Below are 13,490 nucleotides of genomic sequence, written 5' to 3'. Positions count from 1 at the left end.
ACTCCGACCACTACTGCAATCAGATACCGACGTGTCCTCGTGACTCGGGTGTGGCGACCCCCCGGGCCGTCACACCGGTACCGTGTCGGAGAACGTGCCGGACCGGTCGGGCAACCGCCTCGGTCCCGGCCGGCCGAAGACCGAAGGCCGTGGACCGGTAAGGGAAGGGCTGGAAGTTATGGAAGAGCCGCGTCGCCTCGGCGACCGGTACGAGATCGGCGCGGTCCTCGGCCGTGGTGGCATGGCCGAGGTGTACATGGGCCGTGACATTCGTCTGGGACGCAGTGTGGCGGTCAAGACACTGCGCGCCGATCTTGCCCGTGACCCTACGTTCCAGGCCCGGTTCCGACGCGAGGCGCAATCCGCCGCCTCGCTGAACCACCCGGCGATCGTCGCGGTCTACGACACCGGTGAGGACTACATCGACGGGATCTCGATCCCGTACATCGTGATGGAGTACGTGGACGGCTCGACGCTGCGCGAGCTGTTGCACTCCGGCCGTCGGCTGCTGCCGGAACGGGCGCTGGAGATGACGGCCGGCGTGCTCCAGGCCCTGGAGTACAGCCACCGCAACGGCATCATCCACCGCGACATCAAGCCCGCCAACGTCATGCTGACCCGGCAGGGCACGGTCAAGGTGATGGACTTCGGCATCGCCCGGTCCATGGCCGACAACGGCATGACGATGACCCAGACCGCGGCCGTGATCGGCACCGCCCAGTACCTCTCCCCGGAGCAGGCCCGCGGCGAGACCGTGGACGCCCGCACCGACCTGTACTCCACCGGCTGCCTGCTCTACGAACTGCTCACCGAACGCCCGCCGTTCATCGGTGACTCACCGGTCGCGGTGGCCTATCAGCACGTCCGCGAGGACCCGCTGCCGCCGAGCACCTTCGACCCGGAGGTCTCGCCGACGATCGACTCGATCGTGCTCAAGTCGCTGGCGAAGAACCCGGACAACCGGTACCAGAGTGCCGACGAGATGCGGGCCGACATCGAGCGGGCCCTGCATGGGCTCCCGGTGGGCGCACCGAGCGTGATGGCCGCGCCGATGGGTGCCGATCCGGCGACGCAGTATCTGCCGCCGACCGCGGGCGGGGCGACACAGGTCATCCCGGCCCACGGTCGCGGGCCGAACACCGGGCAGTACGAACTCGACGACAACGACCGCCGCCGGGACGAGCCCCGCAAGTCGCGGGGCGGCGCGTGGATCCTGCTCGCCCTGGCCTGCATCGCCGTCCTGGTCGCCGCGTTCTTCGTGGGCAAGGCCCTGATGGGCGACGGTGAGGACACGTCGGCGAGCACGCCGTCCCTGATCGGCAAGTCCCTGGACGAAGCCAAAACGGCGGTAGGGAACGCCGGCTTCAAGATCAACATGAACGACGACCCGTCGAAGTGTCCGCCGGGCGCCACCGGGACCAAGGAAAGCATCTGCCTGCAAACCCCTCGGGCCGGTACGAGTGCCAAGAAGGGCGACACGATCCAGGTCTGGGCCTTCGGCGGTCCGAAGAAGACCACCGTGCCCACCGGCCTCAAGGGTCTGTCCGAGGAAGAGGCCACGGCCAAGCTCAAGGCCGCGAACCTGGTGGCCGACGTGCAGCGCAGCCAGACGCTGACCAGCTGCCAGCGCGACACGGTGTGCTCGGTCAGTCCCGACTCCGGCACCGAGCTGAACGAGAGCGAGAAGGTCACCCTCAACATCTTCAGCGGCAAGACGCAGGTACAGGTGCCGAGCGTGGTCGGCCTCTCGTACGAGGAAGCCAAGGCCAAGCTGGAGAACCTCGGGTTCAAGGTCACCAAGTCCCCCGACCAGTACACGGCGGACAAGCCGGCGGGACAGGTCTACAAGCAGAGCGAGAGCGCGAACTCGAAGATCAACGAGGGCGGCACCGTCAACCTCACGGTGTCCAAGGGCCCGCAGCCGGCCACCACGTCGCCACCGCCGTCCAACTCGACGGGCACTCCCGGTGGCAACACCGGCAGTTCGTCCCCGCCTCCGTCCGGCGGCGGCGACAACCGCGGCGGCAATCCGCTCGCGGGCGGCGACCTCCGCGGCGGCCACGGCAATTGGCCCAACTGACCCCCGACCCCAGTCACCCGCAGGAAGGCCCGAGGCCCCGGAAGCAACCGCTTCCGGGGCCTCGGGCCTTCCACGGCGGTGGGTGGCCTCGATTGCCGCCTGACCGGGGGTTTCGGTATTGGTCGGTGCCTCCGTGCACCTGTTATTGTCGAGCCCAACCCGGCCGCGGCGCCCCAGGCGTGCGGACAGGTGCACGAACGTCACTCGCAGGACGGAGAGGCCACGCTGATGAAGAAGCTGATCCTGGTGGCTTTGGCTGCTGTAGGTGGCCTGTTGGTCTACCGCCAGATCCAGGCGGATCGGGCCGAGCAGGATCTGTGGACCGAGGCGACGGACGCGGTTCCGGCGGGTACTGCCACCCGCTGAGCAGATCCTGTGGGAGACCCCGCAGAAGCTTGAACCCATCCGGAGAAACGCACGTTTCACGTGAAACGTCCGTTTCTCCGGGTGAGGTATTGTCCAACACCGACTCCGATTACCGGTAATCTGGTTCGGACACCGAGGGGCCTTAGCTCAGCTGGTAGAGCGCTGCCTTTGCAAGGCAGATGTCAGGGGTTCGACTCCCCTAGGCTCCACAGGATCAGACCTCGCCGACTTGCGACTACGCAGTCGGCGGGGTCTTTTTTTGTCTACCCGCCCGGCCCACGCGCACGACGCAGGGCCCGCCGCATCGAATGGTGCCGCGGGCCCCTGCCGAGCGCGTGTCGTGGTCAGTCGGTTTTCGGGGTGCTCGAGCGGAACTCGTCCTCCGCGGGCTTGGCCTCATTGTCGAGTGACTCGACGGTCTTCGGCGTGGTCGCGGAGCCCTGGAGCGTGGGGTCCGGCTCGTCGGTCAGCCACTCGGGCTGCGCGTTGCGCCGACGCCACCACACGAAGACCGCATAGCCGCCGCCCGCGGCCGCGGTGATCAACAGGATGCGCCGGCCGCGGCCGCGTCGTCGCTTCTTCCGGGCGACCTTCTCGATCTCCGCCGCGGTCACCTCGCCCTTGATCACCGACAGCGCCGCACCGGCCCGGGAGCGGGCCTCGTCGCGGACCGGCTCGGCGGCGACCCGGGCCTGATCGACCGCCTGATACACGCGCGGCACCACGTCGTGGCGGACCCGCTGCCGGGCCACCTCGACGGCGTGCTCCACGCGCGGGCCGGCATTGTCCTTGGCGTACACCAGGGCGGGAACCACACGTTCGCGGGTGGTCTCGACCGCCAGATCACGAGCCGCGCCCGCGTAGTGGGCCGCCGCGTCCTTGGCGTTGGCGGCGTGTGGGGCGAGGCGCTCCCTGGTCCTGCCGGTCGCCTCACGTACCGGATCCATGCGGGTCACGACATCCTCCTACTCGCCGGGTTCATCCGCTATCTGTTCCCGACGATCCCGGGATCATGCGCCCCCCTCGTGCCGGGGATCCGTACGGTGGAACGGTGCCTGCGGCGGTCTCGTGGCAGGAGCCGGCCGGGGCATGCGAGGATTTCGAGGATTCAAGAAGACCGTCCGTGTAACCGTAGGGAAGGCGCATCAGTGGCCGAGGAACTTTTCGCCACCATCAAGACCAACCACGGGGACATCCGTATCCGGCTGTTCCCGAACCACGCACCGAAGACGGTCGCGAACTTCGTGGAACTCTCCCAGGGCCGGCGCGAGTGGGTCCACCCCGGCAAGGGGCAGAAGACCACCGACCGGCTGTACGACGGCACCGTCTTCCACCGTGTCATCGCCAACTTCATGATCCAGGGCGGTGACCCGCTGGGCACCGGCACCGGCGGCCCGGGCTACCGCTTCGCCGACGAGTTCCACCCGGATCTGCAGTTCTCCAAGCCGTACCTCCTGGCGATGGCCAACGCGGGACCGGGCACCAACGGCTCCCAGTTCTTCATCACCATGGGTGCCACGCCGCACCTGAACCACAAGCACACCATCTTCGGCGATGTCGCCGACGCGGAGAGCCGAAAGGTCGTCGACGCGATCGCCGGTACCGAGACCGACATGCGGGACCGTCCGACCTCCGACGTCGTGATCAACACCGTCGAGGTCGAGACCGTCAAGTCCTGAACCCCGAGCACGCGGGCCGGGGCCTTCGGGTCCCGGCCCGCGTCACGTGTCCGAAGGTGAGCATGAGCCCCGACGAACAACGACCGGGTGCGGCCGGACCGGCCGGTCCGCCCGTGTGTTACCGGCACCCCGACCGTGAGTCGAACATTCGCTGTACCCGCTGTGAGCGCCCGGTGTGCGGCGATTGCATGGTGAGCGCGTCGGTCGGTTTCCAGTGCCCGGACTGTGTACGGCACGGCACCCGTCAGGTACGCGAGGCGCGCACAGTGGCCGGCGGCCGAGTCGCATCCGCGACCGCGAACGCGATCGTGACCAAGACCCTGATCGGGCTCAACCTCGCGGTCTTCCTCCTGGTGCTGGTGATCGGCGACAAGTTCGTCGACAGGATGATCCTGGTCGGCCGGTTCTTCGACGGGGGCGAGTGGCAGGGGGTCGCCGAGGGCCAGTGGTACCGCCTGCTCACCGCGGCGTTCCTGCATCAGCAGGTGTGGCACATCGGATTGAACATGGTCGGCCTGTGGATGCTGGGGCCCCCACTGGAGGCCGCGCTCGGCCGGAGCCGGTTCCTCGCCCTCTACCTGGTCTCCGCATTCGGCGGCACCGCGCTGTCGTACCTGATCGCCGACCCGCGGCAGGGCTCGCTGGGTGCGTCCGGGGCGCTGTTCGGCCTGTTCGGCGCGATGATCGTGCTCGGTCGCCGACTCCGGTACGACCTGCGGCCGCTGACCATCCTGCTCGTGCTCAACCTGATGATCACGTTTCTCAACATGGGCACGATCGACTGGCGTGCGCACATCGGCGGACTGGTCACGGGCACCCTGGCCGCGATCGGCCTGGTCTACGCACCGCAACGCAATCGCACGCTGATCCAGGTGGGGAGCCTGGTCGCGGTGTCCGCGGTCATCGTGGCGATCGTGCTGATCCGGACCGCCCAGATCGGCTGATCGACCGACCGAGGTGTCACGCGATGGATCGCCCTATTGACCCAGAGTGATGAATCCGGGATGCGAGCCGTTACTCGCATCCCGGCCACTCGTTGGATCGTGAAGGGTTATCCACAGGATCCGCTTGGTTATCCCCACTGTGGATAACTCTGTGGAGTCTCCCTCGGAAAACTCGCTGAGCTGCGCCGATGCGCTACTTCCACTGGGTGGACACGCCGAAGCCGGCGGCGATGAAGCCGAAGCCGACGACGATGTTCCAGTTCTTCAGAGACTCGATCGGGAAGCGCATGTCGGTCACGTAGAAGACCACGATCCACAGCAGGCCGATCGCGAAGAGAGCCAACATGAACGGCGCCACCCAGCGGCGCGAGTCCAGCTTTATGGTCGTCTTCTTGGGCGGCGGCGGGGTGAAGTCGTCCTTCTTACGGATCCGGGACTTCGGCACGAGAGTCTCTCCTGTCGATGTAGCCGGACGAGTGGGTGCGCAGCACACGCGACACGATCCGGTGATGTGTCGGTTAGCGTAGTCGCTGTCAGGTCCGGAAGGAGGGTACGGCGACGTGCGTATCTCCGCCATGCGGCCGTTCGGAACGACTTGGCGTGCGATCGTACCCCGGTTGTCCGCTCTTGTGGTGTTCGCCCTGGCCGGGCTGCTGTTCTGGATCAGCGCGGACACCTCGCACGGCACCAATCTGCGCAGCGACGCGCAGATGCTTCGGCTGTCCGATGTGATCCGGGACCAGGGCAGGCGCAACGAGAGTGCCCAGCAGGATCTGTCCCGGCTGCAAAAGGACGTGGACTCGCTCGTGCAGGAGCAGGCCAACGACCCGCAGGCACGCGGTCGGATCGACGCGGTCGCGGATCCGGCCGGGGTCACCCCGGTGTCCGGGGAGGGGCTGACGGTGACCCTGACCGACGCCCCGCCGGACGCCAAGTCGCGGGTGCCCGGAGTGCGCGAGCCCACCGCGGACGACCTGGTGGTGCACCAGCAGGACATCCAGGGCGTGGTGAACGCGCTGTGGAGCGGCGGCGCACGGGCGATCCAGATCATGGACCAGCGGATCGTGGCCACTTCGGCCGTGCGGTGTGTCGGCAACACGCTGATCCTGCACGGTCGGGTGTACTCGCCGCCGTACGTGATCTCGGCGGTGGGCGACACCGGTGCCCTGCGGCGCGCGTTGGAGCAGAGCAAGAGCGTGTCCAACTACACGGACTACGTGGAGGCGTTCGGACTCGGTTGGAAAGTCGAGGACAAGAAGCGCCTGGACGCGCCGGGGTATACGGGACCCCTTGGCCTGGAGTATGCGAAAGTCTCCGGGACGTGATCGGCAGCGGTGAACCGAGGGGAGTCTGACGACAGTGTTGCGGACCACGATGCGAGGCCTCGGGGAGGTCTTCATCACGCTGGGCGTCGTCATCCTGTTGTTCGTCGTCTACCAGCTCTACTGGACCGGCGTACTGGCCGATCGGGCGCGGGCCGACGAGATGCGCAGGCTCGACGAGGCGCGCAAGCGGATCGTGGCGTCGGTGCCCAAGGACGTACCGGTCGCGCAGACGCCCAAGCAGGCTCCGTACGAGGACGGCGAACCGTTCGGCACCATGTACGTGCCCCGCTTCGGGAGCGACTGGTACAAGACGATCCGTCCCGGCGTCTCGCCCAAGGAACTGCAGAAGGGCCTGGGCTGGTACAAGGGCAGCGCGCAGGCGGGCGATGACGGCAACTTCGCGATCGCCGGGCACCGCAAGACCTACGGCGACCCGTTCCTGAACGTGCCCAAGCTGCAGGTGGGCGACAAGATCGTGATCGAGGGCATCACCGAGTGGTTCGTCTACTCGATCGACAAGCCGATCAGCCTCAGCGGGGACAAGGCGGTCCTGAAGACCATTCCCGAGGACGTGCACGTGCTCGACGCGGTCCCGGAGAAGGCCTACAGGACTCCCGGAAAATACATCACCCTGACCACCTGCGAACCTGAGTTCGGCAGCACCCACCGGTTGATCGTCTGGGGCCACTTGGAGTCGCGCACTCCGTTGGCGGCGGGCAAACCGGCGGCGTTGCAGGGATGAGCGAGTCGAGCCGCGCGGGCGGCGAGCGAGAGAGGGCCTGGGCCTGATGTACGGCTGGATCTGGCGCACTCTGCCGGGGAACGCGTGGGTGAAGCTGTTGATCTCCCTGCTCCTGGTGTTGGCGATCGTGTACGCGCTGTTCACGTGGGTCTTCCCGTGGGCGGAACCCCTGCTCCCGTTCAGCGATGTGACGGTCGATCAGGAGAACGTCACGAACACCACCGGCCCCGGCGGCGCACCGCGCCCGGCCGGTGCGACCGGTGCGACCTCCCCCACGGCGCTGCCGGGAGGGCTGCCCGGATGAGTGCGCGCATTCTCGTCGTGGACAACTACGACAGCTTCGTCTTCAACCTCGTGCAGTACCTGTACCAACTCGGCGCGACCTGCGAGGTCCGACGCAACGACGCGGTGACCGTCGAAGAGGCCGAGGAGTTCGACGGCGTACTGCTCTCGCCCGGTCCCGGGACGCCCGAGGCGGCCGGGATCTGCATGGAGATGGTCCGCCGCGAGGGCGGCCGGGTGCCGGTCTTCGGGGTGTGCCTGGGGATGCAGTCCATCGCGGCGGCGCACGGCGCTACCGTTGGCCGGGCCCCCGAACTCCTGCATGGCAAGACCAGCCCTGTGCTGCATGAGGGGGCGGGCGTCTTCGCCGGCCTGCCGTCGCCGTTCACCGCGACGCGCTATCACTCGCTCGCGGTGGATCCGGACACGATTCCGGCCGAACTGGAGGTGACCGCATGGACCGAGACCGGCGTGATCATGGGCCTGCGGCACCGCGACCGACCGGTCGAAGGCGTGCAGTTCCACCCGGAGTCGGTGCTGACGGAGTACGGCCACCGGATGCTGGCGAACTGGCTGATGACGTGCGGGGACCCGACGGCGCCGGCCCGGTCGGTGGGACTGGCTCCCGTCGTGGGGCGCACGCCGCTCCCGGCCTGACCGAGGCCCCGACACCCGAGGGCGGGTACGGATCCGGCGAGATCGCCCCGTACGTGCCCGGAGCGTATTCGGGTGACCTCGTCCAGCCCCGCTTCGCGGAACCGCCCACAGCGGCCCTTCCCGCCGTTTCCGAGCCGATTCCCGGTGGCCGCGCGGCGCGACGGCGGGCTGCGCAGAACCGGGCGGCCGGAGCCGGCCCGCAGACTCCGGTAGGGACGCCGCCGGTCACGCCGGTGCGACCGTTCCCCGCGACCCCGGGGGTGGCGGCGGGGTTGCCCGCCGTTCGACCGTCGTCGGCCGAGGCCCCGAACGGCCCCAACGCGTGGCCTCGGGCCGGTGCGGGGGCACCGATCGGCAGGCCGGCGCTCGGCCCGGCCGTCGCCCCGCGGCTCGATCCCACCGTCGAACCGGTACTCGATCCGGCGAGCGACCCGCCGTCGCTCGACCCGTCCCTCGCCCCGGCCGTGCGGTCGAGTCCGACGATCGCGACTTCGACCGTCCCCGGTGGGCGGGCGGCCCGACGCAAGGCGCAGCGGAAGAAGCCCGGCCGGCCCGGCGGCGGCCGACCGCCCGCGGGCCCGGCGGTCGCCGAGGGGGCCGGTCGGGCCGCCCGGCGTCGGGCGGCCAAGCCGTCGATGGGTTCACGGGTGTTGACCGCGGGTGCCCGACTCGTCGGCGAACTCGCCATGACGGTGGGCCTGCTGCTGGTCCTGTACGTGGTCTACCTGAAGTGGTGGACGAACATCGTGGCGGAGGAGAAGGCCCGGGACGAGGCGCACAACATACAGCAGAGCTGGAGCGACCCGGCTGCGGTGAACCCGCGCGCCCCCGGCCAATTCGTCGCGCCGAACAAGGGGTTCGCGCTGTTGTACATCCCCAGGATCGGAATGGAGAAGCAGGCGATAGCGGAGGGCACCGACCGGGCCAAGGTGCTCAACAACGGCCTGGTGGGCCACTACACGGACCCGCAGACGGCGATGCCGTGGAACACCCAGGGCAACTTCGCGGTGGCCGCGCACCGCAACGGGCACGGTGAGCCGTTCCGCTACATCAACAAGCTCAAGCCGGGCGACAAGGTGGTCGTGGAGACCGCCACGACCTACTTCACGTACACCATCGACGCGGACCTGCCGCAGACCTCGCCGCAGCACATCGAGGTGATCGACCCGATCCCGGACAAGGGGCCGTACAAGAAGGCCGGCCGCTACATCACGCTCACCACGTGCACCCCCGACGGGGCGTCCACCTACCGGCTGATCGTCTGGGGACATCTGGAGGAGGAGCGGCCCCGGACGCAGGGAAAGCCGGACGCGCTGCTCGCCGCGGCCAAGTAACGGCGCAGCGCATCACATTCCGGTCTCCGGGACCTGACCAAACTGCTTGTCTGTGCCAAGCTGTCGGTTCATGGGCGTTGTACGCAAGACCATTCGCGTCGGGGCGGAACTCCTCCTGACACTCGGCCTGGTCGGTCTGCTGCTGTGTGTCCACCAGCTCTACTGGACCAACTTCGAGGCCCAGGCCGAGGCGCGGAGCGAAGTGGAGCAACTGCGCAAGGTCTGGGCCAAGGGACCCGCGGCGGACGCCGAACCGCCCGGTGCGCTGCCGCCGAGCGACGTCCTGGAAGGCCCCACCGACGTCAGCGTCGACGGCGGCAAGGACGGCCAGAAGGTGTCGGGTTCGCACAGCATCCGCGGCGAGACGCTGGCCATCCTGTGGATCCCCAGACTCGGCTCGGACTGGTTCCAGCCGATCATCGAGGGATCCAGCCTGGCGTCCCTCTCCAAGGGCGTCGGCCACTACACCTACCCGCCGTACGTCGGCCCCGGCGGCCCCGGCAACTTCGGGCTCGCCGGCCACCGCAACGGGCACGGCGAGCCGTTCCGCTACCTCAACAAGCTCAAGCCGGGCGACAAGGTGGTCGTCGAAACCAAGACGCAGTGGTTCACCTACACGATCGTCAAGGGCCCGTTCATCACCAAGCCGTCCAACGGCTCGGTGCTCACCGCGCGCCCGCCGGACCTGGGCGGCCCGGCCGGCCGCCGGCTGATCACCCTGACCACGTGCGATCCGGAGTTCACTTCCCGTAACCGAATGATCTACTGGGGCGAACTCACCACCACCGACGCCAAACAGGGCGACAAGAAACCGGCGGCCCTGCGCTGACCCACCCGCCGGAGCCGCCCGGCTCCGGCCCCGGTATCTCGCCGGCCGACTACTTGACCGGCAAGCCCAATCTCAAGAATTGGGCGAAGAATTGCTCGTGATCCTCACTTGACCATCCAGGGTCATTCAAAAGCAGACATTCTTCTCACTATCGAACATTCCTCGCTCGAATCGATTACCCTGCCACCAGGTCGTATCAGTGGTTGGGGGCTACTGTGGCACTTCCGACAGCATCGTTGTTGGTGCAGTGGTACGACTCGCCGCACCAGAGGCTGCAGTTGGAGGCCCGGGGCGGAATCGCCTCGATGGTGCTGGGCCCACTACCCCCGGACGTCCTCGGTCAACTGCGCTGGGACACCATTCGCGCACCGCGCCGCGTCATGACACCGGCGCAACTCCTGGACGGTTCGGTATTCCACCGCCTCGCCGACGCGGGCGCGCTCGACCTTGCGCTGGGCAGTGAATCAGGTGACGGGCGATACCCGTTCGAAGTGCTGACCGAGGGTGGATCACTGGCCGGTTCGCTTCTCGACATCGCGCACCGCGGCTTCCTGTTCACATCGCTGGCAGCACCGTACGACCAAAGGCGCGCGATTCAGGAAGCACTGGCCGCGAACTACTCCGCCGACGAAGTCAGCCGACGCTGCACACGTGACGGCGTAGTTGACGGTCTCGTGGGACTGCTGCGCGACACCAACCTCGTCGAAGCCACCGAGTGCCGCCGCCTGCGAAGGGCCTGGCGGTTCTGGCTCACAGCCGAGGACGAGGGGCGGCTGACCACCATTCCGCAGCGCCTCATACCGGATGATTCCAGCTATTTTGCCGCCGAAGGCTTCGACCGGTTGCCGTTGCTGACGTCTGCGGGCAGGAGCGCCGCGGAACGCGTAGTTTCTCCGGCAACGTTGGACCCGAACAACGGTCAACGCAGGCGCAGCCTTGCCTGGCGTGAACTGAGCACCACACTCGACGCCTCGGACTTGGCCCAGTTGTCCGACGCCGAGACGATTCGGAAGGCCTTCGACCGCTGCTACTACCGAGCAATCGCCATCACACACGGTGTGGGGCTTTCGAGCGAGGACACCGAACCCTTGCGTGGCGTCCGTCGCCGAGCCGCCCTCGCCTATCGGGATCCGTCACGTACGATCGTTCTTCCGCATGAGTACAAGCACCTTCTCGGCCGCCTGACAAGGCGACAATGGCATGACTTCCTGGATGCCTGCCGTGATGATCTGCACGCCTGGCACGCCGATTCCGACATCCAGGGGTTGCAAAACGTCGGTGAGCGATTAAGCCACGTCGGCGGCGTGGATGCCCGCGTTCCGGCATCGTTGTCCAGCCGGTCCGTAACCGCGATCGTCAGCACAATCGGTGGTGCGGCCGGCACCCTGGCCACAGCGTCACCCTTGGGAACCCTGGCCGGTGGCGGCATCGGACTGGCTACCTGGCTGCTCAGCGGACCGGCTCCGGAGTACACCGCCGAATGGAACGCGCGACGTCGTACCCGATACGACGTAGTCGAAGTCCCCGAGAGCCAATGATTCGGACTCGGGCAAGTGGTCCCTCGCGACGCTCTGGGGGCGCCGGCTCGACGTACGCCCGTTCGGCGACGCGGACGGCGACAACGCAGCCCGCTCCGCAGAGAGCTTCTTACGCCCTTTGTGGCGCGCCGAACAAGTCCGGGCCCTTCACGGCCTCCCAAGCCTCTGTGAGGGCTCCACGCCGGTGGTCGGCCGCCGGGACCTCGCCGGCCGGACATACGCCCGGAGAGGCGCTCCCAGCCGCTGGTGTCCGCCGAGACCTCGACCTCAATCGCCGGACAGCGAAGGAAGAGCTCGCCTCTTCAGGGATCGCTGATCGGCTCGGCCCGGGGACCGTTGGGCGACGGCCCCGGGCGCTTCGGTTCACGGGTCGTGGTGTCAGTCGAGCCGGTATCGGGCCCATTCCCGGGCGGTGTCGGCGAGTGCTCGGGAGTGCGGCCGTGCCCGGGGGGATCGGGTGATGAACTCCCACATTCCGGAGAGTTTCGCGGCGAACGCGTCGATCACCCGGTCGGGCGCCTTGGCGAAAGCGGGCACGTGCATCGCCCACGCTTCGGCCGCTTCGGGTGTGTGGCCTTCGTGCATGAGGCGGACGACCACGTACGCGGCATCGATCCACGCGGCACCTCGCGCCGACCATGCCCAATCGATCACGCGCACCCTGGGCTTGATCCGGTTTGACGGACACCCTGTCTGAGGGCTTTGCCCCTCTTGGGAGGATGTCCATCATGGAGCGTATGGGGAAGAAGAAGCCTCGGCCTCGCCGCTCGTTCACGTCGGAGTTCAAGGCCGAGATCGTCGAGCTGTGTCGGCGCGGTGATCGTTCGGTCGGTCAGGTCGCGAAGGATTTCGATCTGACCGAGACCGCGGTGCGCGACTGGGTCGTGCGAGCCGAGGTCGACGCCGGGGAGCGTGAGGGCCTGACCAGCGGCGAACGCGAGGAGTTGACCGCGTTGCGGCGGGAGAATCAGCGGTTGCGCCAGGATGTGGAAGTCCTCAAGCGGGCCACGGCTTTCTTCGCGAAGGAGACCCGGTGACGGTGCACCCGTTCATCGAGGCGGAGAAACGTGCAGGTCACAGTGTCAAACGCGCCTGTGAACTCCTCAAGGTCTCCCGAGCCGCCTACTACCACCGCCGAACTGCGGCGCCCAGCCCTCGCGCCGTGCGCGATGCGGAGCTGACCGAGCAGATCACGCAGGCCCACCGCGCATCGCGCGGCAGCTACGGTGCCCCGCGCATCCATGCGGTCCTGGTCCGCGGCGGCGCCCGTGTCGGGCGCCGCCGCACCGCCCGGCTCATGCGTCGGGCCGGACTGGCCGGCCGGCATCGCAGGCGCGGGCACCGCACCACCGTCGCGGACCCGCGCGCCGCGAACCGCCCGGACCTGGTCGAGCGGGACTTCGGGCCCGGCCCGTCCGTGTCCGGAGCGCGCTGGTGCGGCGACATCACCTACCTGGCGACCGGCGAAGGCTGGCTGTTCCTCGCCACCGTCATCGACATCGCCACCCGCAAGGTCGTCGGCTGGGCAACCGCCGACCACCTGCGCACCAGTCTGGTCGCCGACGCTCTGCGCGACGCCGTCCGCAGACAGCGCCCGCAGCGGGGAACGATCTTCCATTCCGATCGCGGCTGCCAATACACCAGTCGTGAACTCGCTGTTTTGGCCGACGGGTTCGGGATCCGACTCTCGGTCGGCAGGACCGGCCAGTGCTGG

The 13,490-nt window shown here is 68.1% G+C and carries 16 protein-coding genes and 1 tRNA gene; 14 read left to right on the top strand and 3 right to left on the bottom strand.

From position 1 onward, the window contains the following. Window positions 1–178 precede the first annotated feature (178 nt). The 3 genes from pknB (at window position 179) to ABZS54_RS03825 (ending at window position 2,655) form a co-directional block, all read left to right on the top strand. Entirely contained in the window at window positions 179–2,080 is a 1,902-nt protein-coding gene (gene pknB / locus ABZS54_RS03835) for a Stk1 family PASTA domain-containing Ser/Thr kinase (protein WP_355530716.1), read from the top strand. 228 nt (window positions 2,081–2,308) lie between these two features. Continuing rightward, window positions 2,309–2,446 (top strand): DLW-39 family protein, encoded by a 138-nt coding sequence (locus tag ABZS54_RS03830; protein ID WP_020557117.1) that lies wholly within the window; start codon window positions 2,309–2,311, stop codon window positions 2,444–2,446. 136 nt (window positions 2,447–2,582) lie between these two features. After that, window positions 2,583–2,655 (top strand) — tRNA-Ala (locus ABZS54_RS03825). Window positions 2,656–2,790: 135 nt separating this feature from the next. Here the strand turns inward: ABZS54_RS03825 and ABZS54_RS03820 are convergent. Beyond that, the gene (locus tag ABZS54_RS03820) at window positions 2,791–3,393 is read right to left on the bottom strand and encodes a DUF5324 family protein (protein ID WP_355530883.1); all 603 of its coding nucleotides are present in this window, start codon (window positions 3,391–3,393) and stop codon (window positions 2,791–2,793) included. A gap of 201 nt (window positions 3,394–3,594) precedes the next feature. Here ABZS54_RS03820 and ABZS54_RS03815 point away from each other — a divergent pair, with 201 nt between their 5' ends. Together ABZS54_RS03815 and ABZS54_RS03810 are read left to right on the top strand one after the other, a co-directional pair. Continuing rightward, window positions 3,595–4,125, top strand: a complete 531-nt coding sequence (locus tag ABZS54_RS03815; protein ID WP_355530713.1) for a peptidylprolyl isomerase — start codon at window positions 3,595–3,597, stop codon at window positions 4,123–4,125. A 62-nt stretch (window positions 4,126–4,187) separates the two neighbouring features. Next, entirely contained in the window at window positions 4,188–5,069 is an 882-nt protein-coding gene (locus ABZS54_RS03810) for a rhomboid family intramembrane serine protease (protein ID WP_355530710.1), read from the top strand. Between the two features lie 193 nt (window positions 5,070–5,262). On the opposite strand, the gene crgA is transcribed toward ABZS54_RS03810, so the two are convergent. Further along, entirely contained in the window at window positions 5,263–5,514 is a 252-nt protein-coding gene (gene crgA / locus ABZS54_RS03805) for a cell division protein CrgA (protein ID WP_355530707.1), read from the bottom strand. Between the two features lie 172 nt (window positions 5,515–5,686). Between crgA and ABZS54_RS03800 the strand changes: the two genes are divergently transcribed. From ABZS54_RS03800 to ABZS54_RS03770, 7 genes are all read left to right on the top strand, one after another. Further along, a complete protein-coding gene (locus ABZS54_RS03800; protein ID WP_321184055.1) occupies window positions 5,687–6,394 on the top strand; it encodes a DUF881 domain-containing protein in 708 nt (235 codons plus the stop codon). 49 nt (window positions 6,395–6,443) lie between these two features. Then, the gene (locus ABZS54_RS03795) at window positions 6,444–7,136 is read left to right on the top strand and encodes a class E sortase (protein WP_355530704.1); all 693 of its coding nucleotides are present in this window, start codon (window positions 6,444–6,446) and stop codon (window positions 7,134–7,136) included. 46 nt (window positions 7,137–7,182) lie between these two features. Next, entirely contained in the window at window positions 7,183–7,440 is a 258-nt protein-coding gene (locus tag ABZS54_RS03790) for a hypothetical protein (protein ID WP_355530701.1), read from the top strand. Beyond that, complete coding sequence (locus ABZS54_RS03785) at window positions 7,437–8,075, top strand: aminodeoxychorismate/anthranilate synthase component II (protein ID WP_355530698.1); 639 nt, start codon at window positions 7,437–7,439, stop codon at window positions 8,073–8,075. Before ABZS54_RS03790 ends, ABZS54_RS03785 begins: the two co-directional genes overlap by 4 nt. A 233-nt stretch (window positions 8,076–8,308) precedes the next feature. Continuing rightward, complete coding sequence (locus ABZS54_RS03780) at window positions 8,309–9,409, top strand: class E sortase (RefSeq protein ID WP_355530695.1); 1,101 nt, start codon at window positions 8,309–8,311, stop codon at window positions 9,407–9,409. A 70-nt stretch (window positions 9,410–9,479) separates the two neighbouring features. Beyond that, window positions 9,480–10,238 (top strand): class E sortase, encoded by a 759-nt coding sequence (locus ABZS54_RS03775; protein WP_355530692.1) that lies wholly within the window; start codon window positions 9,480–9,482, stop codon window positions 10,236–10,238. A 242-nt stretch (window positions 10,239–10,480) separates the two neighbouring features. After that, window positions 10,481–11,776, top strand: coding sequence for a hypothetical protein (locus tag ABZS54_RS03770; protein ID WP_355530689.1), 1,296 nt, complete (start codon window positions 10,481–10,483; stop codon window positions 11,774–11,776). A 378-nt stretch (window positions 11,777–12,154) separates the two neighbouring features. On the opposite strand, the gene ABZS54_RS03765 is transcribed toward ABZS54_RS03770, so the two are convergent. Further along, window positions 12,155–12,436 carry a hypothetical protein gene (locus ABZS54_RS03765; RefSeq protein ID WP_355530686.1) on the bottom strand — a complete coding sequence of 94 codons (282 nt, stop codon included), beginning with the start codon at window positions 12,434–12,436 and terminating at the stop codon, window positions 12,155–12,157. A gap of 68 nt (window positions 12,437–12,504) precedes the next feature. Between ABZS54_RS03765 and ABZS54_RS03760 the strand changes: the two genes are divergently transcribed. Then, a complete protein-coding gene (locus tag ABZS54_RS03760) occupies window positions 12,505–12,813 on the top strand; it encodes a transposase (protein WP_355530683.1) in 309 nt (102 codons plus the stop codon). After that, window positions 12,810–13,490: IS3 family transposase (locus tag ABZS54_RS03755; RefSeq protein ID WP_355530680.1), on the top strand; the 681-nt coding region annotated here is incomplete at its 3' end. The genes ABZS54_RS03760 and ABZS54_RS03755, both read left to right, overlap by 4 nt.

It is taken from the genome of Embleya sp. NPDC005575 (genome assembly GCF_040605455.1).
Taxonomy (GTDB): Bacteria; Actinomycetota; Actinomycetes; order Streptomycetales; family Streptomycetaceae; genus Embleya.
The sequence above is the reverse complement of the archived record's forward strand: the minus strand, read 5'-3'. Positions and strand labels throughout refer to the sequence as shown.